Consider the following 25,706-nt stretch of genomic DNA (forward strand, 5'->3'; position numbering starts at 1 on the left):
CATGAGCAACCTTGTTATTCGAAAGGCGCTTAGCAGTGATTTAACTGCACTGATTGACGTTGAAAACGCTTGCTTTAATAACGATAAATTAAGCCCGCGTAGTTTAAAGCGCTGGCTTAGTGCAAAACATGGTATTTTGCTCGTTGCAGAAAATGGCGAGAAAATATGCGGCTATGGGTTAGTGTGGTGCCATAAAGGCACGCGTTTAGCGCGTTTATATTCGCTTGCTGTAAAACCCACAATGCAAGGTAAGGGGATTGCAAAAGCACTGCTTACTAACCTTGAAAAAGAAACGTGTGAGCGGGCTCGTATTTATCTTCGCTTAGAAGTGGCTGTAAATAACGACAGTGCGATAGGGCTTTATAAAAGCTTAGGCTACAGAGTGTTTGGTCAATACAGCGATTATTACGACGACCACAGTGACGCACTACGAATGCAAAAAAACATTCGACAAACGAGTGAGTTAAATGTGGCGCGTTTAACGCCGTGGTATCAGCAAACTACCGAGTTTACGTGCGGACCTGCTGCGCTATTAATGGCAATGGGTGCACTTGAGCCAACTACAGAGCTTACTCAATCACATGAGTTAGCACTTTGGCGTGAAGGTACCACTATTTTTATGACATCGGGTCATGGTGGTTGCCATCCGTTTGGTTTGGCACTTGCCGCTAATAAGCGGGGTTTTAAAAGCGAGGTAATGGTTAATACCACAGAGCCTTTGTTTTTAGATGGCGTACGTAACGAGAACAAAAAAGTGGTGTTAGCTACCGTGCACCAGCAATTTGTAGATGGTATAGCGCAAGCAAATATACCGCTTACGTATAAAGATGTAGAGCTTGAACATATTGAGCAGTGGTTAAGTAAAGGCTTTAGTGTGCTGTTATTAATTAGTACATACAGCTTTGATGGTAAAAAATCGCCACATTGGGTGTGTGTTACGCACCTTGATGAGCATTGCGTGTATGTTCATGATCCGTTTTGCGAAACTGATAACGACAAGCAACTCGCAATAGATTGCCAATATGTGCCTATTGCACGAAGTGATTTTAGTAAAATGTCAGCATTTGGTAGCCAACGTTTACGAACGGCGGTGGCTATCGCTAATAAAATATAGGTTAACAGTGACTTTTTTAGATTTAATTGATGTAGCCCCGTATTCGTGGGCGGCTATTGGTACAGCAGCTTTTTGCGGTGCCATTATAGGTATAGAGCGCCAATTGCGCGGCAAGCCTGTTGGTATTCGTACCTCAGCGTTAATAACCTTGGGTACGTATTTGTTTTTATCCACTGCGTTTAATTTACAAGGGGATGTAATAGATCATTCTCGTGTAGTTGGGCAAATAATTACAGGTATTGGTTTTTTAGGTGCAGGCGTTATGCTCGCAAAAGATGGTGCGGTAGTTGGTGTTACATCAGCTGCAACCATCTGGGTGCTTGCATCAATAGGCGTTATGATAGCCACTGAAAACCTTGGCGCTGCTATAAAACTCTCGGTGCTGGTGGTGGGTATTTTATATGGTGTTGACGTACTTGAGGCTAAATTTAAAAGCTTAAGCAAAGGCGTACACACTAAAGTAAAAAACTATCAAAAACGCTATTATCGAAAAGAATTTAACGACACAGAACGCCACTAAAAGTGGCGTTTTTTAATTAGAGCGTAATTGTTTGATATTGGATGGCATCTTCAATAGGAGCTGGGCGCCCAATAAAATAGCCTTGTACGTTATCAACGCCTAGTTTTCTGAGTGTGTTTAATTCATCTTGATTTTCTATACCCTCAGCTACAATTGAGCAATTAATAGCTTTAACAAATCCGCATAGTGTTTTAGCTAATAAAAACTTTCTACGGTCTGTGTTTATATTTTGAGTGAGGCTTATGTCTAACTTAATGATATCTGCCTCTAATTCTAAAATATGCTGAAAAGATGAAAATCCAGCACCTACATCATCGATAGCTAGCTTTACACCCCGGTTTCTTAATGGTCGAAGTGCGGTTCTCATAGCTTGGTAGTCTAAAATAGGTGAATGTTCAGTCACTTCTAAAATTATTCTATTACAATCGATGCTTTGTAATACTTTGTCTATTGAGCCTGATAAAATATGCTGAGGTGAAGTATTTATAGTGATATAAGCTTTTTCATCAAATTGATCTAAGTAACGTAATGTATTTTGTATAGCAAGTATTTCTAATGCTTCTCCTAAACCCAGTTTTTCAGCATATTTAAACCAAATATCAGGTGTTTTATAGGGTTCAATAAAAAAGCGTGACAGAGACTCATAACCCGAAAGTTGATTGGTTGATAAATTAAATATGGGCTGAAAATAAATCGTAATATCGTTTGTTTTTATAATATTTTCAATAAGCGACTTTGACTCATTATTTAAAATGTCAGATTGAACCTTTTTTTCGATTAACTCAGTAGCTATTTCAGAAATCAGCCTAAGAAATGACAAATCTCTGTCGTTCAAGGTATTGTCTAATACGGTTTTATAACAGCAAAAAGTTCCATAAATTTTCCCGGTGGATAAGATAATGGGTACACCAATATAAGAGCCAATATTTAGCTTTTCTGTGACTGGCATGTTGCGGGTTATTGGATGCTCAAGAGTATTAGGGATTATTTGTTCTAGCTCGTTATCGGATATTTTTTTACAGTAAGTTTCGCAAATTGGATCTGAATTACCTTCTGATACGCAGGTATTTGTAGTTTGATTATCTACCACTTTAAAAACGCGATCAGTATTGGTGAATTCTGAAATAAACGCGACTTCCATACTCAAATGTTTTCGTACAAGTGAAAGTAACTTTAATAACTTTGATTCAATAGAAGCATCGCTTTGTGGATCAAAAAGGTGCTTACTAAGTTTATCTCTCATGCAGTTACCTTGGTATAGCGTAAATTATATTATTGATAAGAGTATAATTTATGTATAAAAAAATGCCAATTTAGAGTGTCGTCCCTGGTTATCCAAATAACTTTCGTCTAACTACTTTTCTATAACCACTAGGCGTTTGGCTTAATACTTTTTTAAACACGCGTGTTAAATGACCTTGGTCGTTATATCCCACTTCTAAAGCCACTTCTTGAATTGATAAATTTGATGATGCTAATAACTCCTTCGCACCTTCTACACGTAATTGTTGCCAATACTCAATAGGGCTTTGATTAGTGGCGGCTCTAAAACGACGAGTAAAAGTACGGTAGCTCAAGCTAAATTGGGCAGCAACTTCTTGCAGGTTTAACTCGGTGGCTAAATTTGTTTTTAGCCAAAACTGAATTTGCGCAATTAGCTCGTCGGGGTGGCGGTCAACTGCGCCTTCTAAGTAGCGTTGATCTTCGTAGGGTTTACGTATTTCGTGCGAAAAGTTTCGCTCTACATGTTGAGCGGCGGCTTTTCCATAGTACTGACTAATAATATGTACAATCACATCTGCAAGGGCATTAAGGCTTGCTACGGTGTACATGCGTTCTGACTGGGTTATAAAAAAGTCGGGTTTTAAACGCACTAACGGGTAGTCGTGGCTAAATTGATTGGCGTAGTGCCAATGGGTTGTAGCAGGGTGCCCATCAAGTAAGCCAGCCTCAGCTACTAAGCAGTTGCCAGTGCCTACACCAATTATATGGCTGCCTGCGCTAAAGCTCTCGCTTAGCCAATCAACTACGCCTTGATTTGTACGCACTACAGGGCGCGGGTTTCGCCAAATTCCGGGCACTATAATTAAATCACTGTAGGGGGCATTAGTTGTTATGCAATCAGGAATTATCGCAAGGCCTGCGCGAGTGGGTATAAATTCAGCATTTTTAGCCACTAAATTTATAGCAAGCGGTCTAAAGCTTTGCTTATCAAGATGGCCTTTAGCAAAGGCCTCGCCGGCTCTTAACATCTCGATAGGCAGCGTTAAACTGGTAACTAATAAATGCGGATATACCGCTATAGCAATGTTTAGTGGTGGATTAGTGTGTTTGTCAGTCATATAAATGCTCCGACCAGTATGTTTTGGCCTTTTGTGCTGAATATTTGGCTATTAAAGCACAATGCATAGTGCATAATCCATTTAAACTGCCTGTTCTTCTAATAACACGTTTTTAAAGGTAAATTATGACAGCATTACCCGTTATAGTAGGCATGGGTGGCATTAACGCCGCTGGCCGTACTTCTTTTCATCAAGGTTATCGCCGTATCGTGTTAGATAGTTTAAATGCTCAAGATCGCAGTGAAACATTCTTAGGCCTCGCCACACTGATGAATCTAGTAAGCGTTGTAAACGGCCAATTACAAGATACACAAGGTAATAATGTTGAGCAAAGCGACATAGAAGCACGCTTTGGTGAGCAAATTATTGCTGGTACGCTTATTCGTAAAATTGAAAAAGAACACTTTGATGCAGATGCCACACCGTGGCAGCAAAAAATGACGCTAAACGCATCAAGCGATAACGCAATTGTGTTTGAAACGCGCGCTCGCGACTTACCTACACCTGTTCCAGCTAGCTGGCAAGTTGAAGAACTTGAAGGCAAAAAAGTAAAAGTAACTATTGCAGCCGACTTAGATGTTAAGCATGACTCAACACGTGATAACCCGATTAAATCTGCAGGGCAATTTCCGACTGGGTTTGATCCGTCTGTTATGTATAACAGCCGCTATCAGCCTCGTGGTCTGCAAGCTACTATTTTTGCAGCTACCGATGCTATTAAATCAACAGGGCTTGATTGGCAGCATATTATGAATAGCGTAGAGCCAGATAAAATTGGTACCTATTCAGCATCGGTAATTGGCCAAATGGACGACAAAGGCCTAGGCGGTTTAGTAAAGGCGCGCCAACAAGGCGACCGTGTTAGTACTAAGCAGTTAGCACTGGGTTTAAATACAATGTCGACCGACTTTATTAACGCGTATGTTACGGGCAATGTAGGTACTACGTTTTCGACCTCGGGCGCCTGTGCTACGTTTTTATACAACTTACGTGCAGCGGTTAACGACATACAGGCAGGGCGTACACGCGTTGCGGTTGTCGCAAGTGTTGAGTGTGCTATTACACCAGAAGTGATTGAAGGCTTTGGTAACATGAGCGCACTTGCAAATGTTGAAGGTTTGCGCCGTTTAGATAACTTATCAAGTGATGAAGAACCAGATTATCGCAAAAGTAGCCGCCCATTTGGCGACAACTGCGGCTTTACATTAGGTGAAGGCGCACAAGTTGCTATTTTAATGGACGATGCCTTAGCCCTTGAACTAGGCGCTGACATTATGGGCTGCGTACCGGATGTATTTGTAAATGCAGATGGCATAAAAAAATCAATCACGTCACCTGGTCCTGGTAACTATATTACCATGGCTAAATCGGCTGCTTTAGCAACGAGCCTTTTAGGCAAAGAAGCTTTGCAAGAACGTAGCTTTATTTTAGCGCATGGCTCAAGTACACCACTAAACCGCGTAACAGAGTCGCTGATATATCACAAAGTGGCACAAACGTTCGCTATTGATAATTGGAAAGTGACAGCGCCAAAAGCCTATGTTGGTCATACTATAGCTCCTGCAAGTGGCGACCAATTAGCGATAGCTTTAGGTGTATTTAGCCATAATATTATGCCGGGTATTACCACAATTGATAAAGTGGCTGATGATGTTTACACCGATCATCTTGATATTCGTAATAGCCATTACGAATGCGCCGATATGGATATTGCTTTTATAAATTCAAAAGGCTTTGGCGGTAACAATGCAACAGCTACCGTACTTTCACCAAAAGTAACAATGCAAATGCTCGCTAAGCGCCATGGCGATGAAGTTATGAGTAGTTACGCGCAGAAAAACGTGGCAATTAAAGCCGCGCAACAAACGTATCAAGCTCAAGCCGATTTAGGCCAGTACGAACTTATTTACCGCTTTGGCGACGGACTTATTGACGACAACGATATTGTAATAGACGAGCAAAGTATTCAGTTACCTGGCTTTGAAAAAGCAATTACGTTTAGCACAACAAATTCCTATCAAGATATGTTTTAAGCACACATACTTGTTAGCAAGGCGCTTTTAAGCGCCTTTTTTAATGCCTCAAATGTCTTGTCCTGAAATAGGTTTACATATTTAGGGCTTATTTTGTGAAAACCACTAAAACTAAAGACGTTAAGTGTACTCAACGCGATTATAAATTATCCATTGTTGAGCAAGTAGAAAAAGACGACTTCACGTATAAACAAGTGGAAAGCCATTACGGCATTCAAGGTCGAAGTATCGTTCAGGTATGGCTGCGAAAATAGGGTAAATTAGACTGGTCTAAACCAACTTATATGACCGACATGCCTAAATCAAAAGAAACCCCTGCACAAAAAATTAAACGTTTAGAGCGTGAGATATAAGACTTACGCCTAAAGGATTTAATTAAAGATGAAATGATTAATATTATGGATGAAGAGTACGAAGCAGGCTTGCGAAAAAAATACATATCCGAGCTATCACGCGCGCAAAAGAAAAACAGCAAGTAAAGCTTACTCCGTTATGCCGTGCATATGGCATAACGGTACAAGGTTACTATCAAGCTATGCACAGAATAGATGCTCGGAATAAAGCGTTAGAGCCAGTTAAAGAATTAGTGATGTATTGGAGGCAGTATTGGTGGGAAGAAACTTTATCTGATGATAAAGCCAGAGCTGCAAGAACGTGGTATTAAACTAGGTCGTGATTGATTATTTGAGAGAGCATGACTTTCTTGTAAAACCAAAGAAAAATTACACTAAAACAACAAACAGTAACCATTGGATGCGCAAGCATCCCAATTTACTGAAAGAACACAAACCTACTGCGGCCGAGGAGGTCTTCGTCAGTGACATTACATACGTAAAGTCAGCGTAAGGCGTGCATTACTTGTCGTCAGTCACTGATGCTTATAGTCGAAAAATAATGGGTTATGAGCTGAGTGATGAAATGAAAGCAACCGATGTAGTCAAAGCGTTAGAGATGACGATTAAGCAACGCGTATATAAACGTGATGCCATTCATCATTCAGATAGAGGTTTACAATATTGCTCTGAAGTATATCAAAATGCGCTATTAAAAGAGGGAATTAAGCTATCGATGACCGATGGATATGACTGTTATCAAAACGCATTAGCTGAGCATATTAACGGGATATTAAAACAAGAGTTTCTACTGTACAAATGTCGCAACATGGCAGAGTTAAAGCAGCTCGTTGAAGAATCGATATTTATATACAATGAAATGCGACCGCACTTAAGTTTGGATATGAAAACACCAAATCAAGTGCATAAAAAAGACCTGGCGCTTTCGCACCAAGTCTTCCATTAAAACCGTCAACCTATTTCAGGGCACGACATAAAAGAGCCTAAAATGTAGAGCGTGTTCTACTTTGGGATTAAACATGAACTACTTTAAAGTTTTTCTAGGCACGCGGTTTTTTGGCCTTTTATTAATGTAAGTAATAGCAAGGCACGCTGGTTTATTTCTTTTCTATCTACTTTAATAACTTGGATGTAAGTAATTATAAGACCGCAGGAACAGTTATATAGTGCATAAGACCTAAACTACGACTAAATAGCTCAAGAGAGAATAAGTTTATTCTTATAATGAAAACACACCTTAATAAAAAATTAATTATATTTTTAACTCTATGATATTAAGTTTAAAAGACATTTTTCTAATGATTTATAACTACTGAAAATCAATGGAAGTAGTTGAAAAAAACTAGCGATGTTCCATACTATTTATAATAGATAAGCCATATAAAAACTAATCCTACAACTAAATAATTATAAATTTGGCTATGAACTTTATTTACAACCCTTTGTAAATTTAATATGTGCCTGAACATCTAGTGATTAATTTCTGCTTAGGTAAATATTCAGATTACTAATTACTTTAGGAATAGCAATGAAATTAACCTTAATAATTCGTTGGATAGAAGGTAAGTTTTTGCTTAGCTTTTATATTTTGTTGGTTGTACCGCACATTAGTATTGCTTCAACCGTTTTATTTGATGATTATCCCCAAAATGGTACCTCTTTGTGGTCTACCTCATCAAGTGAATCAAACTTAACACAAATAGATGAACCAGTAGCTGGTGGTGATAAAGCAATAGTATTGTTAGCTCACCATTGGACCCAATCTGGTTTGCACATTGCGCAAGTACCGCCATACGAAGATACTATCCTCGAAGCAAAAATATACAGAAAGGCAGGCAGTAAAGGGACGCTCATGTTTCGCAGAGGCGAAAACTCATTAAAGATAAACTTAGATGAATCTAATAGCGAGTTTTGGACCATTAATGGCCAGCCAGGGCATAATGATTTTTTAGATGACACTTGGCATACAATTCAAATACATCTTAAGCACTTCAATCTAAATGAGGGGGAGAACGTACTAGCAGTAGGTATACAGGGCCCTTACGATACAGGTGTATTTTATATGGACTCAGTCTACTTTAAAGAGAATAAACCAGTTGTAACTACTGGCCCTCCAGTACTAGGGAATTGGATACTTTCTTTTGAGGATGATTTCAACCAAAACACACTAAACCCTGATAAGTGGAAAGTTGGCAAGCAATACTTAGGTATGAGTGGCCTTGCTGCTAATGCAGGTAGTGAAAATATTAGTGTTGAGAATGGAATGCTAAAGTTCAAAGCAGAGAAAGAGAGCTTTAATCAAGGGGATAAAACGAATCATTATAAAGGGGCTGAGATCAGTACTTTTGGCAAATTTAGGCAGCAATATGGTTATTTTGAAGCCAAGATTAAGTATGACTCAGTTCATGGTACGTGGCCTGCTTTTTGGCTGCTAGCTGACAAAGGTATTTATGGGAGTGATACATACAGGCGCCAAGCTTTATTGAAATTTAGTCTAGAGGGTATATCAGATACGGTTGATTCAGCATTTTTAAAGTTCAAGGTCTCTAAAGCAACAGATAAAAGTAGTGTTGCGGTACATAAAACGCTTTCGAGTGATTGGTTACAGAGTACAGTAACGTGGGATACAAAGCCTAAGGTTGACCCAATTTGGTTTATTCACCGTTATGGTGCTTCATCAGGTGATATTGTAGAGGTAGATGTTACTGAGTATGTTAAAGCGCAAAAAATTGCGGGAAATGATGCCAGTTTTTCCCTAGTCGATAACTACATGAAAGGCCAGCTCTTAGAGATATTCAGCAATGAGTCAGAAAATTATGCTGACAGGCCATTACTAGCTGTTAATGGTACAGATATAGGAACAACTGATGACGCAACAGTTCGTGGCGGTGAGTACTCAAGCGAAAACTTTGGTGATGAACCCAATTTATTAGTTAAAGATATGTGGGGGGATACTTCTACGACTTTCGGTAGAGGTATGGAGTTCGACATCATGGAATATTTAGGAGTATGGGACGAAGATGTCAGTTGCGCAGCTTTGCATTGGGATGGATACGGTAGTGAACATGCATCTGTAGGGTCAGATAAGCTCTACTTTAATGGAACAGAAGATGACTTTCACCTATTTGGTATGCATTGGGCTCCTAATTACGTAGGAATATATATCGATGGTGAAAAAGTATGGGAGCATGAAAGCGAGCGAATTGGCAGCTTACCCTCATATATAATCTTATCATTACAAGTAGGTGGATGGGACGGTAATACACGTAATATTGATGATGATTTTGTTGCTACAATGCTTGTTGATTATGTCAAAGTTTGGGAAAACCAAGACAACAATTAGTATTAACGTTTAGGTTAAATCGGGCTACGGAAGGATTAAAACAGATTTAAATTTTTTACTTAGTAACTTTGACTCCAAAGGCGCTGATTAAAGCGCCTATGTTTATGGCTGTGGTTTTTATTATAAAAGCTAAAATAAAATTGATTGAAAAAAACAACGTGTTCCTATGGATTTGCTTGCTTTTATCTTGATCGTTTGTTTCTATTATATAAACACTATCTAGGATGGATAAAACTAATGAAAAAACTCATATTAGCGCTTTCTTTAACTTGTACTTTTACTCAACTCTCTGTTTTTGCAGACGACTTTGTTCCTGCAGAAGTGATTAATAAAAACTACGATCAGCTTACTAATACTTCTTCGCGCGCTTCGAGGTTAGAGGGGATTAATTTGAGCAGTTACGTGGTTGATAAAAGCGGGCAGGTTAGTGATATAGAAATTGTAGCTACGGTTGGGCAAAAAAAGTACCAAAGAGAAGTAATGGATTACGTGTCTAAGCTCAACTACAAAAGTGCAAAATTAAATGGTGAGACTATACCTGTAGCAAAAACCATTACTGTAAGTTCGCAAAATTTACATATTAATTTTTCAAACGATAAAGCGTCTCGCGGCTTTTTTAATGATTATGAGCAAGCTAGTAAATTAATCGACGAAAAGAAATACGATGAAGCTAAAAGCCGTATCGATGAATTAGAAAATGAACATACAAAAAATACGGTTGAGATTGTTTTGCTTGCATGGCTTAAAAGCCAGCACAGTTATTTCGTGCAAGACTGGAAGAGCTTTGATCAGCATATCTACGAAGCGTTTTTATTTAGAGCTAATCTACCGGATCAAATTCAAAAACGTGTGATTAAAAACGCTTTACAGTGGTTTATATCAAAACAAGATTATGTACGTGCTTATGATGCAATAGATGCACTAGGCAATATTGAATCCATAACCTTTACAGAGCAAAACAAGGAACAGTTGTTAACTCAAGTGAACGATATTTATAAAAACTCGGGAGATATTAAACAACAATTTAGTTTAGCTTCAGAACAAGCTGTAATGCCTATGATGTCGAAGTCTGAAGTTAAATTAGAATCAGAATTACCACTGAGTAAAGTGCAACTTAGATGCGAAAACAAAGTCGTTGACTATGACACTAATACAATTGATAAAATTGTTATTTCGAAAAATGATTTGCGTTGTGGATTATTAATAAAAAGCGCTCAAGCACAAACAATTACACTTAAGCAAAGCGGTGAAAGCTTTTTATAAAAATTGTAACTCCCCACATATAAATTATGGGGAGTTATTGCATTAATAAGTCTTGGCTATTCAAACAATGCATTGGAATTTTGCTGCAATACTTATTAAAAAAACTGTTACTTAAACTTTTTTACATACCTAAGCGTTATAAAGTTAATAATGGCAAGTAAAATTGCTATTTCGTAGCGGCTGTACGCTACGGCTATACCAATTAAGCCCATATTCCAAATACTGGCTGCGGTTGCTGTGCCGGAGGTTGATTTGTTATTTTTCAAAATTGCGCCACCGCCAATAAAACCAATACCAGTAATGATGCCTTGCAACATTTTTGATTGAGCTTCTGCGCCATCTAAAACCGACATAGCAATTAATGCATACCCACACGATGCAACAGCAACAAGAGGAAAGGTACGAAGGCCTGCGCCATCATTACTTCGCTCTCTGTCGTAAGCCATGGGTAGTGCAAGTAGGTATGCAATACCTAGGTGTATTAAGTTATCGATGATTTCATTCCACTGTAAATCAATTTCCATTATTGAGCCTGTGCTGGTTAACTTTGTTAATAATAAGCAAACAGCAAGCCATGGCATAAATTACTATTAATCAATGAGTTATTGTTAATACCTATATTTAACAAGAATTATTGAGGAAACTTTTACATGTTTTTATTACTATTTTACGCAATAGTTAATTTGATCTGAGTTTTAAAGCCCCGTATTCTTTTATCCAGACTAAAAGACACCTATGTGAATCTCTTGCCTTTAAATAAAACATTAAGCACCCCCACTAAGCTTGAAAAAACAGCCTTACTATTTTGCGTTGGGTTATCTGTTATTGCTTTTTTATTTCCTGAATTACTCACAGAGCACTTACAACCCGCTATTAATAAAATTTTAGGTTATTTAGGCTCGCCATTTTTTATATTGGTAAACTTGTTACTTTTTTCTGTGATAGCTATTGCTATAAGCCCATTAGGGCAACGAAAAATAGGAGGAGCGCAAGCACTTGTTGAGTTTAGTACCTTTGGTTGGCTTTCTATGTTGTTTGCAGCAGGAATGGGCGCAGGACTTATATTTTGGGGAGTAGCAGAGCCTGCACTACACACGGTTAATTCGCCTTTAAAGCAAAGCTTGTATCCTAACAATCAAACAAGTGGTTTGGCACTTACCTTAGTTAATTGGGGCGCGCATGCATGGGTGCTCTATGCAGTATTTGGCTTGTTATTAGGTGGGCTTACTCGCAATAGTGGTAAAGCGGGCGATATTAGTGCTCCTGTGATCAGTGCAACTAAAGGCGTTATTAATCGGGCTTGGCAGTTACAGTTGAGCTTTAGCATTAAATTAATTGCCATACTTGCAATATTTTTTGGTGTCGTGGGCACAATTGCTAATTTAACTTTATTACTGCGTAAAGGGCTCGAGCTTGAGCTAAGAGTTGAATCGGCTTTATTTTCGGGGTTTATTATAATTTTTTTAATTGCGCTGCTTTATACCATTTCTGCAAAGTTGGGGCTTAAAAAAGGAATTCAAACTTTTAGTAAATTTAATGTGTTTTTAGCATTTGCACTTATAGCATGGCTATTAATTTTTGTGCCTATAAAGCCAATTATAGGCATAGCTGTAGGAGGAACATGGGATTACATTCAGCTCATAACCACAGGTACATGGCAGTTTGAAAGCGTACTTAATGACCCCGCATGGGCAACAGGTTGGACATACAATTACTATTTTTGGTGGTTAGCTTGGGGCCCGTTTGTTGGTGTGTTTTTGGCAAAAATTAGCCAAGGACGGCCGGTTTGGCAATACATTTTAGGTGTCGTATTTGTACCAACCTTTGTGACTATTATATGGTTTAGTGTGTTTTCGGGCTCTGCAATTGCGTGGGATCAAACACACAATGCAGGCATTTTAGCGGCTATTAAAGCCGATTATACACAAGGGCTGTTTGTATTTTTCGAGCAATTAGGCTGGCAAGGCGGTTTATTGATTTGGTCAAGTTTATTGCTTCTACTCATTTTTGTAGCCACATCAGCAGACTCTGCTGTTTTGGTTATTCGCCAATTAAGTGGTGCAAGTGAAGCTCAAACATGGAGCTTGTATGCTTGGTCGTTTGCACTAGGTTTATGCGCTTTTGTTTTGCTAGTACAAAATAATGAACCATTAAACAGAAGCGTTGCTATTATTGGAGCGCTTCCTTTTTTGGTTATTTTTATTTTACAGCTGGTGGGTTTTATTAAAGAGTTCATACGTGAATTTAAGCACTAAGGCTTACATTTTTTTACAATGCTATTTTTAAAATTGTATATAATTTAGGTAATTATATTGGTGGGGTTAATAATGCGTACTTTATTGATTATTCTATTTACAAATGTATTAATTGGTTGCGCTGCTGCGGGTATAATTTTAGATGGGGCAGCGCGCTCTCAACCTGGCCCAGTAAATGCGGGGCCTGTTGTAAAAGATAAAGAGGGCTTTAGCTTTACTAAACTCGGTGTTGAAGCCGATATGGCTATAGTTGAATTTATTAAAGGTAAGGGCAATAACAATACGGTACAAGTATGCAGGCAAGTGAGTAAAGTATTGAAAGAGTGTGTAGAGTTAGAAAAGTCATCCCTACACACTAATGAGCCTATGCAGTTAAAAACTGATGATGAAATAATAAGTGTTGGTCAATAAAACTGCTTATAAAAAAGTAACTATGATCATAGCCTGCTTGCATTTCAAGTGTAAGCGGATAGCCTTTTTTATCAGCAATAGCGACTAAGCTTTCTGGCTTAAGTTGCTCTTGTAAAAAGCCATCAGCATCACCTTGACTCACTAACATGGGTAAGTAATGAGCTTGCTCTGCGTTTTTCATCAACTCGCAGCTATCATATTGTGCCCAAAGCGCTTTATCATTTCCTAAATAACCAGTAAATGCTTTTACACCCCAAGGGGATTCAATCGGGTTTACAATAGGGCTAAAAGCCGAGGCACTTACAAACGCAGTCGGGTTTTTAAGTGCAACCATTAATGCACCGTGCCCGCCCATAGAGTGACCACTAATTGCTTTTGTGCTTGTAATCGGAAAATGTTGTTCAATAAGTGCTGGTAATTCACTAACAACATAATCGTACATATTAAAATGAGTGTTGTAAGGAGCTTGCGTGGCATTTACGTAAAAGCCTGCGCCTTGTGCAAAGTCGTAGCTGTCTTCATTGGGGACGTTTTCGCCGCGCGGGCTAGTGTCAGGCGCTACAATAGCAATACTCAGCTCAGCTGCTTTTTTAAATGCGCCGGCTTTTTGCATAAAATTTTCGTCTGTACAGGTTAAACCTGATAGCCAATAAAGTACCGGTACTTTGTTTGTCTCACTTGCGCCAGGTGGTAAAAATACGGCAAAGCGCATAGTGCTATGTGTACTTTGCGAGCTGTGAGTATATTGTTTATGCCAACCGCCAGACACTTTTACACTTGAGATATTTTCTAACATACTTAATCCTTAAAAGCCGTAAACTTAAAAGTATTACGGCTTATTAATAAGCTATTTTACGAATGCAGTTTATTAGTAATGAATGACTGTACGAATACTTTTGCCTTCGTGCATTAAGTCAAACGCTTCATTAATATCTTCAAGGCCCATTGTGTGAGTAATAAAGTCGCTAAGAGCAAATTCACCCGCCATGTAACGCTCAACAATTTCAGGAAGTTGTGAACGGCCTTTAACGCCACCAAATGCACTACCACGCCATACACGCCCAGTTACTAGTTGAAACGGGCGGGTTGATATTTCTTGGCCTGCACCCGCCACCCCAATAATTACTGACTCTCCCCAACCTTTGTGGCAACACTCAAGCGCTGAGCGCATTACGTCAACATTACCGATACATTCAAACGAGTAGTCAACGCCGCCGTCTGTCATTTCAACAATAACTTCTTGAATTGGCTTGTCGAAATCTTTTGGGTTAATTAAATCAGTTGCACCTAGTTTTGTAGCTAAATCGAATTTAGTGGTGTTTATATCAACACCAATAATACGACCCGCACCGGCCATTTTTGCGCCAATAATCGCAGACAAACCAATACCGCCTAAGCCAAATATAGCAACAGTGTCGCCAGGCTTTACTTTAGCTGTGTTGGTAACTGCGCCCATGCCTGTTGTTACACCACAGCCGAGTAAGCAAATCTCTTCTAGTGATGCTTCTTTATTTACTTTAGCGAGTGAGATTTCTGGCAATACAGTGTACTCAGAGAACGTTGATGTCCCCATGTAGTGATAAATTGGTTGGCCATCTTTAAAAAAGCGTGTAGTGCCGTCTGGCATTAGGCCTTTACCTTGTGTTTCGCGCACGGCTGAACACAGGTTAGTTTTACCTGAAGTACACATTTTACATACGCCACATTCTGCAGTGTATAAAGGAATAACATGATCCCCAACTTCAACACTCGTTACGCCTTCGCCAACAGCATAGACAACACCAGCGCCTTCGTGACCTAAAATAGCAGGAAATATGCCTTCAGGATCTTGGCCTGATAATGTAAATGCATCGGTATGACACACACCTGTAGCGGTAATTTTTACCATTACTTCGCCTTTTTTAGGCATCATCACATCAACTTCTTCAACACTAAGTGGTTGATTAGGACCCCAAGCAATGGCAGCTTTTGATTTAATAAATTCAGACATGTGTTTTATTTCCTTTAACTGGCTATTAAAAAATAATTGTAGACCCAATTTGCTTGGGTGATGTGCTTATTGTATTTGTTTCTCAAATAATGATAATCTCAATTTTATTAAAACACTTTTACAGTATGGTAATAATGGCGCGTTGGGATGGAATAGATGAGTTTATAGCTGTAGGGGAGGAGGGTAGCTTTACTGCGGCTGCAAAAATGCTTGGGCTTTCGGTTGCGCATATTAGCCGCCATGTTACGGCGCTTGAGAAACGTTTAAATACCCAGCTTTTAACCCGTACTACTCGTAAAGTGGTTTTAACTAAAGAAGGCGAAGTGTATTTACATCAAATAAAGCACTTACAACATGCTATGGATGAGGCAACTCAAGGTCTTGCCACGCACCAAACTACACCAAAGGGTAAAATTAAGCTCACAGCCCCTGTTATGTATGGGGAAACGTTCATTATGCCTATAGTGCATAATTTTATGAAGGATCATCCCGAGGTAGAAGTTGTTGCCACACTAAGTAACGAGCAAGAAAACTTATTAGAGGGCGGATTTGATTTAGCAATAAGGCTTGGGCACTTAAAAGATTCGAGCTTAAAAGCGCGTAGGTTAAGTGCGCGGCGGTTTATTATGTGCGCGGCACCACAGTATTTAACGCGATTTGGTGAGCCGCATACTTTAGGCGAGCTAAACAGCCATGAATGTTTAATTGGGAATAGTAGCTACTGGCGCGTAAACGAAAATGGGCGCGATAAACACATTAAAATAGCGGGGCGGCTACAGTGTAATAGTGGTTGGGCGCTGGTGGATGGCGCAAAAAAGGGGCTCGGTATTGTACAGCTCCCAGACTACTACATTGAAAACGAAATTAACTCAGGGCAATTGGTGCCTATTTTAACACCCTATCAACCACAGCAAGAAGGGGTATGGGGCGTATATCCACCAAGGCAGTTTGTGGCCACTAATGTACGGGTATTGCTCGATTATTTAGTTAAAGGGCTGAAAACTTAACCGCGAATTAATGGTTAAATACATATTGCTGTAAATATAGCCAAGTATCAGATTTTTAAATTATTTCTTACATTTTACGCCATACCCAAAGGCACTTTTTTCGTGCTACTATTGCTCAATACTTTTACGATAAGTGTTAAAAATAATATGTTTCAACCGGTTAGCTTATTTATAGGGCTTAGATATAGTCGCTCCTCTAAAGGAAATGCGTTTATATCGTTTATTTCGTTTTTTTCTATTGCCGGTATCGCTATTGGTTTAATGGCATTATTTACGGTAAGCAGTGTAATGAACGGGTTTGAAAATAGCCTAAAAACCAATATGCTTGGACTTATTCCACATGTTGAAGTTAGCGCAGGTAAAAACACTGCCACCCAAATGAACACCCTTAAAACCGACCTCGAACAATCTCCTTATGTTGATCATGTAAGCTTATATCGCCACGGCGAAGCTATTGTGCAAACAAATAAAGACTTGCACGGCGTTTTATTACAAGGCCTTTATAACGACAGCGGTTCTTTGTATAAAATTACCGATAAAATAGTGCAAGGCGATTGGAAAACTGTATTAAACAAAAATTACAACATTGCTATAAGCCGTTATTTGAGTCGTAAATTAGGCGTTAGCGTGGGTGATAAGCTTCGCGTTATTATGCCTAATGCTTCAACGTATACACCTCTTGGGCGAGTACCCAGCCAGCGTTTATTTAAAGTTGCCGCAATATACGAAACCGGATCTGAGATAGATATGGCACTTGCGTTTACGAGTGGCGCTTCGCTACAACGGGTATTAAAGCTGGATAAAAACACCGCCCCAAATTTAAGTGTTTCATTGCACGAACCTTTCGAACTAGATGAATTTATTGAAGCAAGCCAACGTATTTTAAAAGATCACAATTACAGTGATTGGCGCAGTACCCAAGGTACTCTATTTGCAGCCGTTGCTATGGAAAAGCGCATTATGTCTATGTTGCTTGCCCTCATTGTATTGGTGGCTGTATTTAATATTGTATCGGCATTAACCATGATGGTAAGCGAAAAACAAGGTGAAGTAGCCATACTACAAACGTTAGGTTTAACACCTTCGCAAGTGCAAAAAGTGTTTATGGTGCAAGGCCTATATAACGGCGTAATTGGTACTGCAATAGGCGCATTTTTAGGTGTAATATTTAGTTTATATATAAATGAGCTACTTGCATTAGTGGGCTTAAACTTATTGGCGGGTATAGAGCTTCCGGTAAAATTTGATATTTTGAGTTTAGTAATAATAGCGTTTGCCAGTATTGCTATGAGCTTTTTAGCTACCTTATATCCTGCGCGTAAAGCCGCAAAAGTAAAACCAGCAGAGGTATTACGTTATGAATGATTTAGTAATTAGTTGTGAAAATTTAAGTAAGGTTTATCAAGATGGCAGCAACCAAGTTGAAGTATTAAAAGGCGTTGATTTAGCGCTTCAGCAAGGTGAAATGCTCGCTATTGTGGGGAGTTCAGGCTCTGGTAAAAGTACGCTTTTACACATACTTGGTACATTAGATACCGCAAGTTCGGGTAGCGCTAAAATCAAAAACCAAGAAGTTGCCAAGCTTTCGCGAACAGAGCAAGCCGCATTTAGAAACCAAAACTTAGGGTTTATCTATCAATTTCATCATTTATTAATGGAGTTTAGCGCGGTAGAAAACGTAGCTATGCCATTATTAATTAAAGGCTTAAGTGCAAAAGAGGCTAAAGTACAAGCGCTCGATATGCTCGAAAAAGTAGGCCTTGCACATCGCAGCTCGCATAAACCGTCTGCGCTTTCTGGTGGAGAGCGCCAACGCGTGGCAATAGCCCGTGCACTGGTTACTAAACCTGCGCTTGTGCTTGCTGATGAGCCAACCGGTAATTTAGATAAACAAAATGCGATTAAAATTTACGATCTAATTAACGAGCTAAACCAAAGTTTAAACACGAGTTTTGTAGTGGTTACACATGACTTAGAACTTGCCGATAAGCTGGGTAAAATAGCGTATTTAGATGATGGAAAACTAGCCATTAAAGAGTCGCAGCATGTTGCTTAGTGCATTTTTAAGTAAACGTTTTAGAGCCTATTCAGGCCACAAAGATGAAAAAAACGGCTTTGTTAGTTTTATCGCTAAAGCGTCGACTATTGGTATTTTATTAGGTGTCGCGGTTTTAATTGTGGCGCTGTCGGTAATTAATGGTTTTGAGCAGCAACTAGTACATAGATTGCTAAGTGTTGTGCCGCAGGTTGAATATGTAGCACCAAGTAGACCCATTGCAAATTGGTCGCAAAAAGTTGAGGATTTACAAACACAACCGCATGTAACAGGGGCTGCGCCATTTATTGCAGTGAATGGGATGGCGCAATATAAAAGCCAGCTAAAAGCGATAGAAATTCGAGGTGTTGAGCCATCGCTCGAGAGTAATGTATCGGCGGTAAACCAGTTTACCAGTGGTAAATTAGTGAGTCAGTTAGCCCTTGACGATGTAATTTTAGGTAAGCAAATAGTAAAACAGTTAGATGCAAGAGTAGGCGACAACATTACGTTACTTATTCCGCAAATAGGCCAAAAAGGTCAGTCATTATTAGCGCCTAAACGCGTAACACTTAACCTTGCAGGTGTTATAGAAATGGGAGGCCCCATTGATAGTACAGCTGCATTTATACATCTTAATAAAGCGCAGCAAACATTGGGTTACGATGAAACTCAAGTAACAGGGCTGCGGTTAAGTGTTGATGATGTGTTTTCGGCGCACCAAATAGCGCTAAAAGTGGGCCAAACTATTGACGACTACGTGTATGTTTCCAGTTGGTTCAGAACCCAAGGCAGCCTTTTTCAAGATATTCAAATGGTACGTACCATTGTTTATATTGTGGTGTTTTTAATTATAGCGGTAGCCAGTTTTAATATTGTGTCCTCTTTAGTGATGGAAGTACGCGAAAAACAAGGCAATATCGCAATTTTAAAAACCATGGGCGCGAAAGACAGTACTATTTTAGCCACCTTTGTAATGCAAGGCTTAATGCAAGCATTTGTAGGCGTGGCACTAGGAACACTAATTGGCGTGGTATTAGCGCTTAATATAAGTGAGCTTTTTACGTGGATAAGCCAATTATTTGGAGCCAATCCACTTGAGGGCGTTTATTTTATAGAGTTTTTACCAAGTAAATTAGTACTTGAAGACATTGGTATTACAGTGATTGTTACGTTTGTGCTTGCGATACTTGCCACTATTTACCCTGCATGGCAAGCAACGCGCGTAGATCCTGCCAAGGTGCTTGGTAACTAGGTATAAGAAGCTCAGATAAAAATTAATAGGGTGGTATTAGTAAACCTGTTAAACTAGGTGCTTATTTAAAATTAAGCAATAACTGCTTGGTTGCTATACCTCACTTTGGGATTTACTTTGACTAATAACGATATTTTACGCCGCATTCGCTACACTTTTAACTTAACTGATACTGCTATGGTCAATGTTTTTGCATCAGCAGAGCATACGGTCACCAAAGAGCAAGTAATTGCATGGTTAACTAAAGAAGGTGAAGAGGCTTTTACCCCAATAAGTGATACTGAGTTTGCTAGCTTTTTAAATGGGTTTATTAATACCCAACGTGGCAAACGCGAAGGTGAGCAACCAGAGCCTGAGAAGAAGCTAAATAATAATATTATTTTCATGAAGCTACGTATTGCTTTAAATATGAAAGCAGAAGATGTTATAGCAACACTTGCACTTGTTGATTTTGATTTAAGTAAACATGAGTTAAGCGCATTTTCTCGAAAAGTAGATAACAAACATTACCGTGTTTGTAACGATCAAATATTACGTTTGTTTTTAACTGGCGTACAAAAGCAGCACCGTCCAGAAGAGTCTGCTGAGTAACTGGTTTTAGCTAATTAGTTTTTAGTTAGTGGGTTTTTTGCGAGCGCAATGCAGTATAAAACCCATTAATTGTTATATTTTTAAACAAACCCACACCTAACCTAATACTTCTAAAATTCCCTTTTGAAAATATAAAAACTCACTTGGCACTGTTCCGTTTTTAAATTTGTGAATTTAAATTCATCTTTAATAAATAAAAATCAAACTTCCAATCAAAAATAATTCACGTAGCTCGCGTTAAACATCTCAATTTTTCATGCTAAGGTAATAGTTAATTATATTAAATTAAGACATTAAAGCATGAATCATAAACTTGATCACGTTTACTTTAACATCTGATAAATACTTTTATTATTAACACGGAAGAATAATTATGAATTATATCCATAGCACAATCGCACAATTAAAAAATAGTAGTCCTGCACAATGCGAGTTTTATCAAGCTGTTGAAGAAGTACTTGAATCACTCGAACCTATCTTAGAAAACTCAGAAAAATACAAAAAAAATGCCATTATACAACGCTTAGTTGAGCCCGAACGCCAAATTATGTTTAGAGTTCCCTGGGTTGATGACGAAGGCAATATTCAGGTAAATAAAGGCTACAGAATTGAGTTTAACTCTGCACTTGGCCCCTATAAAGGTGGCTTACGTTTTCACCCAAGTGTGAATGCCAGCATAATTAAGTTTTTAGGGTTTGAGCAAATATTTAAAAATGCTTTAACAGGTTTACCGATCGGTGGTGGTAAAGGCGGGGCAAACTTTGATCCCAAAGGGCGCTCAGATGCTGAAATAATGCGTTTTTGCCAATCATTTATGAGCGAGCTCTATCGCCATATTGGTCCTACAACCGACGTACCCGCTGGAGACATTGGAGTAGGGGCAAGAGAAATAGGTTACTTGTTTGGTCAATATAAGCGTTTGACTGGGCGCTATGAAGGTGTTTTAACAGGTAAAAGCTTATTGTGGGGTGGATCGCTTGTACGAAAAGAAGCCACTGGATACGGCGCTGTTTATTTTGCTGACTACATGCTGCTAGCGCGCGGCGATAGCCTACAAGGTAAGCGCTGCTTGGTCTCGGGCGCAGGTAATGTTGCTATTTATGCTATGGAAAAGCTTTATCAAATGGGGGCAACACCAGTAAGTTGCAGCGACTCTCGTGGCACTGTGTATCATGAATCGGGTATAGATTTAAATCTTATTAAATGTTTGAAAGAGCAATCGCGTGATTGCTTGAGCGTATATAAAAAAACTCACCCCGATGCTATTTATATTTCTGCAATTGACTACCCTAAAGATGGGCACGCTGTTTGGCGCTTTAATGCTGCCGCTGCTTTTCCGTGCGCCACACAAAATGAATTAACACAGGCAGACGCTAACGCATTATTATCCGGCGGTTGTTTATTAGTAAGTGAAGGCGCAAACATGCCTTCAACAAAAGAGGCTATTGATTGCTTTATTGCTGCAAAAATTGCGTATGGGCCAGGTAAGGCCGCCAATGCTGGCGGCGTTGCAACAAGCCAATTAGAAATGGCGCAAAATGCGAGCATGCAAAGTTGGACCTTTGAAGAAGTTGATGAAAAGCTAAAACAAATTATGAAAAATATATTTGTTACCGCTAACGACACCGCTACAGAATTTGGTGAGCCTGGAAACCTTTTATTAGGCGCTAACATTGCAGGCTTTAGGCGCGTTGCAGATGCAATGATTGAGCAGGGTGTCGTTTAATATTAAAGCTGAACAATAAGGCTTTAATATAATGTGATTTTAAAACTAGCCATAAAATTGAGTATATTATGGTTAGTTTTAAATATTAACGCCATTAGTGAACTATAACCCTATAAAGCTGGGCTATAACAGCGTAGGATCAAGTTACTTTCGAATGAAAATTAGGTTTGCACTTTAGGTGCATTAAGACAAAAAATTATGCAACTAACTGCAAAACCATCACTTCCTAATGCGTTACTTATTTCTATTAGTACACCACAATTTAAAGGTGACGAAGCAACAGAATCGCTTGCAGAGCTTGCTCGTTTGGTAACTACGTTAGGCTTTAAAGTAGTAGGTACACAATCGCAAAAGCAAAGTTCTACCCAAAAAGTTAATGTACTGGGCTCAGGAAAACTAGCTGAAATAGCACACCTTACCGGCAATAAAGGGATGGTTGAAAACGAGCAAGAAGATGATTTACTTGATGAAGACCCTTTAACCGAAATATCCTCAGAAATTCCATCAGACGAACTTGATTTTGCATGTGCTGATGTAGTGGTATTTGACTGTGATTTAACGCCTTCTCAACTGCGTAATGTTGAGAACCAGCTTGGTGTAGAAGTATTTGATCGCACCGGTATTATCATTGAAATATTTAGCCGTCATGCGCGTACTAAAACTGCAAAATTACAAGTTGAAATTGCTCGCCTTAATTATGTCGCGCCACGACTGCGTGAAACATCAACAGGTGATAAAGAGCGCCAAATGGGTAAAGGTGCGGGTGAAACCACACTTGAGCTAAATCGCCGTAAGGTGCGCGATCAGTTAGCAGAATTAAAGCGCGAACTTGTTAGTGTTCAAGATGTAATGATGGACAGACGTACGCAGCGCTCTGAGCTATTCTCAGTGGCTTTAATTGGTTATACCAATGCGGGCAAGTCATCAATGATGCGCGCAATTACAGGTAGTGATGTAGAAGGCGAAAATAAACTCTTTGCAACGCTAGATACCACTGTTCGCGCGCTGTATCCGATTACCCAGCCTCGTATATTGGTTTCAGATACGGTTGGTTTTATTAAAAAATTACCTCATGATTTGGTTGCTTCATTTCATTCAACGCTCGCTGAGGCACATGATGCGTCGTTATTGTTGTATGTTGTAGATGCTTCAGATCCTTCTTTTCGCTCACAACTTGAAGTAGTACATAAAGTACTGGCAGAAGTTGGGGTAGAAGGTAGCAAAAAATTATTAGTACTGAATAAGTCAGACCAATTAAGTACTGATCAACAGCAGTCGCTAATGGATGAGTTTCCTGATGCGATGATGACCTCTACGCGTAATCCAGATGATATTAGTAAATTGCACAAATATATTATTGGCATTGCTCATGAGGACATGATTGAAGAAGAGATTGTTATACCGTACACAGCCAAAGGTATCGTGGGCGAAATCCGATCGAGTATGAGTGTTGTTAAAGAAGAATATGAATACAGCCATATTAAATTAACAGTGCGCTCGAGTGCGATTGATTTAGAACGTTTAAAAAAGAGAATGTTAGATTTATAATAAATTTAGTATACAAAAAGCACAGCCAATTGGCTGTGCTTTTTAATCGTTACTTGAGGTAGATTTATTATTCAGAGTTCAGATTTTTTGTAGAGAAAAATTAGGAGAAGGCTTTGTCGCTTAGCTCTTCTTGCATTTGCTCACGCATTTTAAATTTTTGCAGTTTACCTGTTACTGTCATTGGATAGTTTTCTACAAAACGGATATGTCGTGGCATTTTAAAATAGGCTAGTTTGTCTTTTAAAAACTCACGAATTGCTTGCTCATCAAGCACAGCGTCTTCTTTTGGTTGGATCCAAGCGCACACTTCCTCGCCATACCTTTCATCTGTTATACCAAATATGGCAGCATCTTGAATGCCCGGGTAGGTGTAAAGCACTTCTTCTATTTCGCGCGGGTAAATGTTTTCGCCGCCACGAATAATCATATCTTTAATACGGCCAACAATAGTGACAAACCCTTCTGTATCCATGACACCTAAATCGCCAGAGTGTAGCCAACCGTTGTCATCTATTGTGGCTTTTGTTTTAGCATCGTCATTCCAATAGCAGCGCATTATACCTGCACCTTTACTACACACTTCGCCAGGTTGACCAATTTGTTGAATGTTACCCAACTCGTCAATAATTTTAACCTCGGTATGGGCAAGTGCGCGGCCAACCGTCGTTACTTGCCGCTCTATTGAAGAGTCTGTTTCGGTAATGTTGTTTATGGGGCTGCACTCAGTTTGCCCGTAAGCAATCAGTACTTGATGCATGTTCATTTGTGTTTGTACTTTGCGCATTACTTGCTCTGGGCATGTAGAGCCTGCCATTACACCCGTGCGTAAAGTACTTAAGTCATAATCGTTAAAATTACTTAGCTCAAGCTCACTAATAAACATGGTAGGTACACCGTGCAGCGCTGTACATCCTTCTTGTTGAACTACATCTAGTGTGGTTTTTGCATCAAACGAATCGTCTGGATAAATGGCTGCTGCACCTTTACTAACACACAACAAGCTACCCAATACCATTGCAAAGCAATGATATAACGGGATGGGGATACATAACTTGTCATCGCTCGTAAAGTGCATAGATTCGGCGACGAATAGCGCATTATTTAAAATGTTTTTATGAGTGAGCGTTGCGCCTTTTGGGTTACCTGTTGTGCCTGATGTAAATTGTATATTGATGTCTTGCTCAGCATTTAAGTTTGCACCTATTGCTTTTAATTCAAGCTCATGTGCTGATGTTGGCAAGTTAATAACATCATTAAAAGAGTACATACCAGGAGATGCTTCATCGCCAATGCGGATTATATTTTTAAGAGTGGGCAGTGCTTTTAAATTAAGTGTGTCTTTATCGCAAGTTGCAAGTTCTGGAGCCAAACCATTGAGCATTTCTAAATAATCACTGCCTTTAAAGTTTGATGCTGTGATTAGAGTAGAGCATTCAACACTATTTAAGGCGTATTGTAATTCGTTAGGGCGATATGCAGGGTTGATGCAAACCATTATTGCGCCAATTTTTGCGGTTGCAAATTGGGTTAAGCACCACTCAATATTATTAGGAGACCAAATACCAACACGCTCGCCTGGTTTCACGCCAAGTGCCAGCAACCCCATAGCAAGTTGATTAACTTCTTTTTGAAATTCTTTATACGTTAAGCGAATACCCTGGTGATGAACTACAACAGCTAACGCCTCTGGATTTTTGTCGACAATAAAGTCAAAGTACTCCCCGATAGTCGAATTTGTTAAAGGTGTGCTTTGTATACCTTTAAAATAGCTTTGCGATAACGGTAAGTGATTTGTTTGTTCTACTTCTTTTACCGCAATAGTGTGTGTGTGCATTGCTCTCTCCATGAAAATGTGTGTGAGTTATGTAAACTACAAAGTTAAAATAAACACATATTATCGACAAAGAGAAGTGCAGTTAG

General features: G+C 39.2%; 20 protein-coding genes and 1 pseudogene. 15 read left to right on the forward strand and 6 right to left on the reverse strand.

From position 1 onward, the window contains the following. Nucleotide 1 precedes the first annotated feature (1 nt). Nucleotides 2-1,114, forward strand: a complete 1,113-nt coding sequence (locus GQR52_RS03215; protein WP_165727431.1) for a GNAT family N-acetyltransferase/peptidase C39 family protein — start codon at nt 2-4, stop codon at nt 1,112-1,114. Between the two features lie 7 nt (nt 1,115-1,121). Continuing rightward, a complete protein-coding gene (locus GQR52_RS03220; protein ID WP_007582656.1) occupies nt 1,122-1,634 on the forward strand; it encodes an MgtC/SapB family protein in 513 nt (170 codons plus the stop codon). Between the two features lie 16 nt (nt 1,635-1,650). Here the strand turns inward: GQR52_RS03220 and GQR52_RS03225 are convergent, their stop codons facing one another. Together GQR52_RS03225 and GQR52_RS03230 are read right to left on the reverse strand one after the other, a co-directional pair. Continuing rightward, nucleotides 1,651-2,877, reverse strand: a complete 1,227-nt coding sequence (locus tag GQR52_RS03225) for an EAL domain-containing protein (RefSeq protein WP_165727432.1) — start codon at nt 2,875-2,877, stop codon at nt 1,651-1,653. Between the two features lie 88 nt (nt 2,878-2,965). Then, nucleotides 2,966-3,976 carry a helix-turn-helix domain-containing protein gene (locus tag GQR52_RS03230; RefSeq protein ID WP_165727433.1) on the reverse strand — a complete coding sequence of 337 codons (1,011 nt, stop codon included), beginning with the start codon at nt 3,974-3,976 and terminating at the stop codon, nt 2,966-2,968. Nucleotides 3,977-4,101: 125 nt separating this feature from the next. Between GQR52_RS03230 and GQR52_RS03235 the strand changes: the two genes are divergently transcribed. The 4 genes and pseudogenes from GQR52_RS03235 (at nt 4,102) to GQR52_RS03250 (ending at nt 10,968) form a co-directional block, all read left to right on the forward strand. Further along, complete coding sequence (locus GQR52_RS03235; protein WP_165727434.1) at nt 4,102-6,009, forward strand: beta-ketoacyl synthase; 1,908 nt, start codon at nt 4,102-4,104, stop codon at nt 6,007-6,009. Between the two features lie 95 nt (nt 6,010-6,104). Continuing rightward, a pseudogene (locus tag GQR52_RS03240) lies at nt 6,105-7,308 on the forward strand (IS3 family transposase). Nucleotides 7,309-7,890: 582 nt separating this feature from the next. Beyond that, nucleotides 7,891-9,705: a DNRLRE domain-containing protein gene (locus tag GQR52_RS03245; RefSeq protein WP_165727435.1), complete on the forward strand. Its 1,815-nt coding sequence runs from the start codon at nt 7,891-7,893 to the stop codon at nt 9,703-9,705. A gap of 237 nt (nt 9,706-9,942) precedes the next feature. Further along, entirely contained in the window at nt 9,943-10,968 is a 1,026-nt protein-coding gene (locus GQR52_RS03250) for an energy transducer TonB (RefSeq protein ID WP_165727436.1), read from the forward strand. A gap of 107 nt (nt 10,969-11,075) precedes the next feature. On the opposite strand, the gene GQR52_RS03255 is transcribed toward GQR52_RS03250, so the two are convergent. After that, nucleotides 11,076-11,492, reverse strand: coding sequence for an MgtC/SapB family protein (locus GQR52_RS03255; RefSeq protein ID WP_024590122.1), 417 nt, complete (start codon nt 11,490-11,492; stop codon nt 11,076-11,078). A gap of 213 nt (nt 11,493-11,705) precedes the next feature. On the opposite strand from GQR52_RS03255, the gene GQR52_RS03260 reads away from it, so the two are divergent. Continuing rightward, nucleotides 11,706-13,223 carry a BCCT family transporter gene (locus GQR52_RS03260; RefSeq protein ID WP_346774275.1) on the forward strand — a complete coding sequence of 506 codons (1,518 nt, stop codon included), beginning with the start codon at nt 11,706-11,708 and terminating at the stop codon, nt 13,221-13,223. A 72-nt stretch (nt 13,224-13,295) separates the two neighbouring features. Continuing rightward, complete coding sequence (locus GQR52_RS03265; protein ID WP_165727437.1) at nt 13,296-13,634, forward strand: hypothetical protein; 339 nt, start codon at nt 13,296-13,298, stop codon at nt 13,632-13,634. Here GQR52_RS03265 and fghA read toward each other — a convergent pair. Together fghA and GQR52_RS03275 are read right to left on the reverse strand one after the other, a co-directional pair. After that, nucleotides 13,588-14,430, reverse strand: coding sequence for an S-formylglutathione hydrolase (gene fghA, locus GQR52_RS03270; protein ID WP_165727438.1), 843 nt, complete (start codon nt 14,428-14,430; stop codon nt 13,588-13,590). The genes GQR52_RS03265 and fghA overlap by 47 nt on opposite strands. 72 nt (nt 14,431-14,502) lie before the next feature. Beyond that, nucleotides 14,503-15,624, reverse strand: coding sequence for an S-(hydroxymethyl)glutathione dehydrogenase/class III alcohol dehydrogenase (locus tag GQR52_RS03275; protein WP_007375333.1), 1,122 nt, complete (start codon nt 15,622-15,624; stop codon nt 14,503-14,505). A 134-nt stretch (nt 15,625-15,758) separates the two neighbouring features. Between GQR52_RS03275 and GQR52_RS03280 the strand changes: the two genes are divergently transcribed. The 7 genes from GQR52_RS03280 to hflX all read left to right on the forward strand — a co-directional run bounded on the left by GQR52_RS03280 (nt 15,759) and on the right by hflX (nt 23,786). After that, nucleotides 15,759-16,631 (forward strand): LysR family transcriptional regulator, encoded by an 873-nt coding sequence (locus tag GQR52_RS03280; RefSeq protein WP_197119183.1) that lies wholly within the window; start codon nt 15,759-15,761, stop codon nt 16,629-16,631. Nucleotides 16,632-16,778: 147 nt separating this feature from the next. Beyond that, entirely contained in the window at nt 16,779-17,996 is a 1,218-nt protein-coding gene (locus tag GQR52_RS03285) for a lipoprotein-releasing ABC transporter permease subunit (protein WP_165727440.1), read from the forward strand. Further along, on the forward strand, nt 17,989-18,687 hold the full coding sequence (lolD, locus tag GQR52_RS03290) for a lipoprotein-releasing ABC transporter ATP-binding protein LolD (RefSeq protein WP_165727441.1): 699 nt from the start codon (nt 17,989-17,991) through the stop codon (nt 18,685-18,687). The genes GQR52_RS03285 and lolD overlap by 8 nt, the downstream gene beginning before the upstream one ends. Further along, complete coding sequence (locus GQR52_RS03295; RefSeq protein WP_165727442.1) at nt 18,677-19,921, forward strand: lipoprotein-releasing ABC transporter permease subunit; 1,245 nt, start codon at nt 18,677-18,679, stop codon at nt 19,919-19,921. The genes lolD and GQR52_RS03295 overlap by 11 nt, the downstream gene beginning before the upstream one ends. A gap of 117 nt (nt 19,922-20,038) precedes the next feature. Then, the gene (locus tag GQR52_RS03300) at nt 20,039-20,512 is read left to right on the forward strand and encodes a DUF1456 family protein (protein WP_002960721.1); all 474 of its coding nucleotides are present in this window, start codon (nt 20,039-20,041) and stop codon (nt 20,510-20,512) included. Nucleotides 20,513-20,885: 373 nt separating this feature from the next. Further along, nucleotides 20,886-22,238, forward strand: coding sequence for an NADP-specific glutamate dehydrogenase (gdhA, locus tag GQR52_RS03305; RefSeq protein ID WP_165727443.1), 1,353 nt, complete (start codon nt 20,886-20,888; stop codon nt 22,236-22,238). 198 nt (nt 22,239-22,436) lie between these two features. After that, nucleotides 22,437-23,786: a GTPase HflX gene (gene hflX / locus GQR52_RS03310; protein ID WP_010554468.1), complete on the forward strand. Its 1,350-nt coding sequence runs from the start codon at nt 22,437-22,439 to the stop codon at nt 23,784-23,786. A 100-nt stretch (nt 23,787-23,886) separates the two neighbouring features. Here the strand turns inward: hflX and GQR52_RS03315 are convergent, their stop codons facing one another. Beyond that, nucleotides 23,887-25,620: an AMP-binding protein gene (locus GQR52_RS03315; RefSeq protein ID WP_165727444.1), complete on the reverse strand. Its 1,734-nt coding sequence runs from the start codon at nt 25,618-25,620 to the stop codon at nt 23,887-23,889. Nucleotides 25,621-25,706: the final 86 nt, after the last annotated feature.

The organism is Pseudoalteromonas sp. 31A1, from assembly GCF_011378815.1.
Taxonomy (GTDB): domain Bacteria; phylum Pseudomonadota; class Gammaproteobacteria; order Enterobacterales; family Alteromonadaceae; genus Pseudoalteromonas; species Pseudoalteromonas arctica.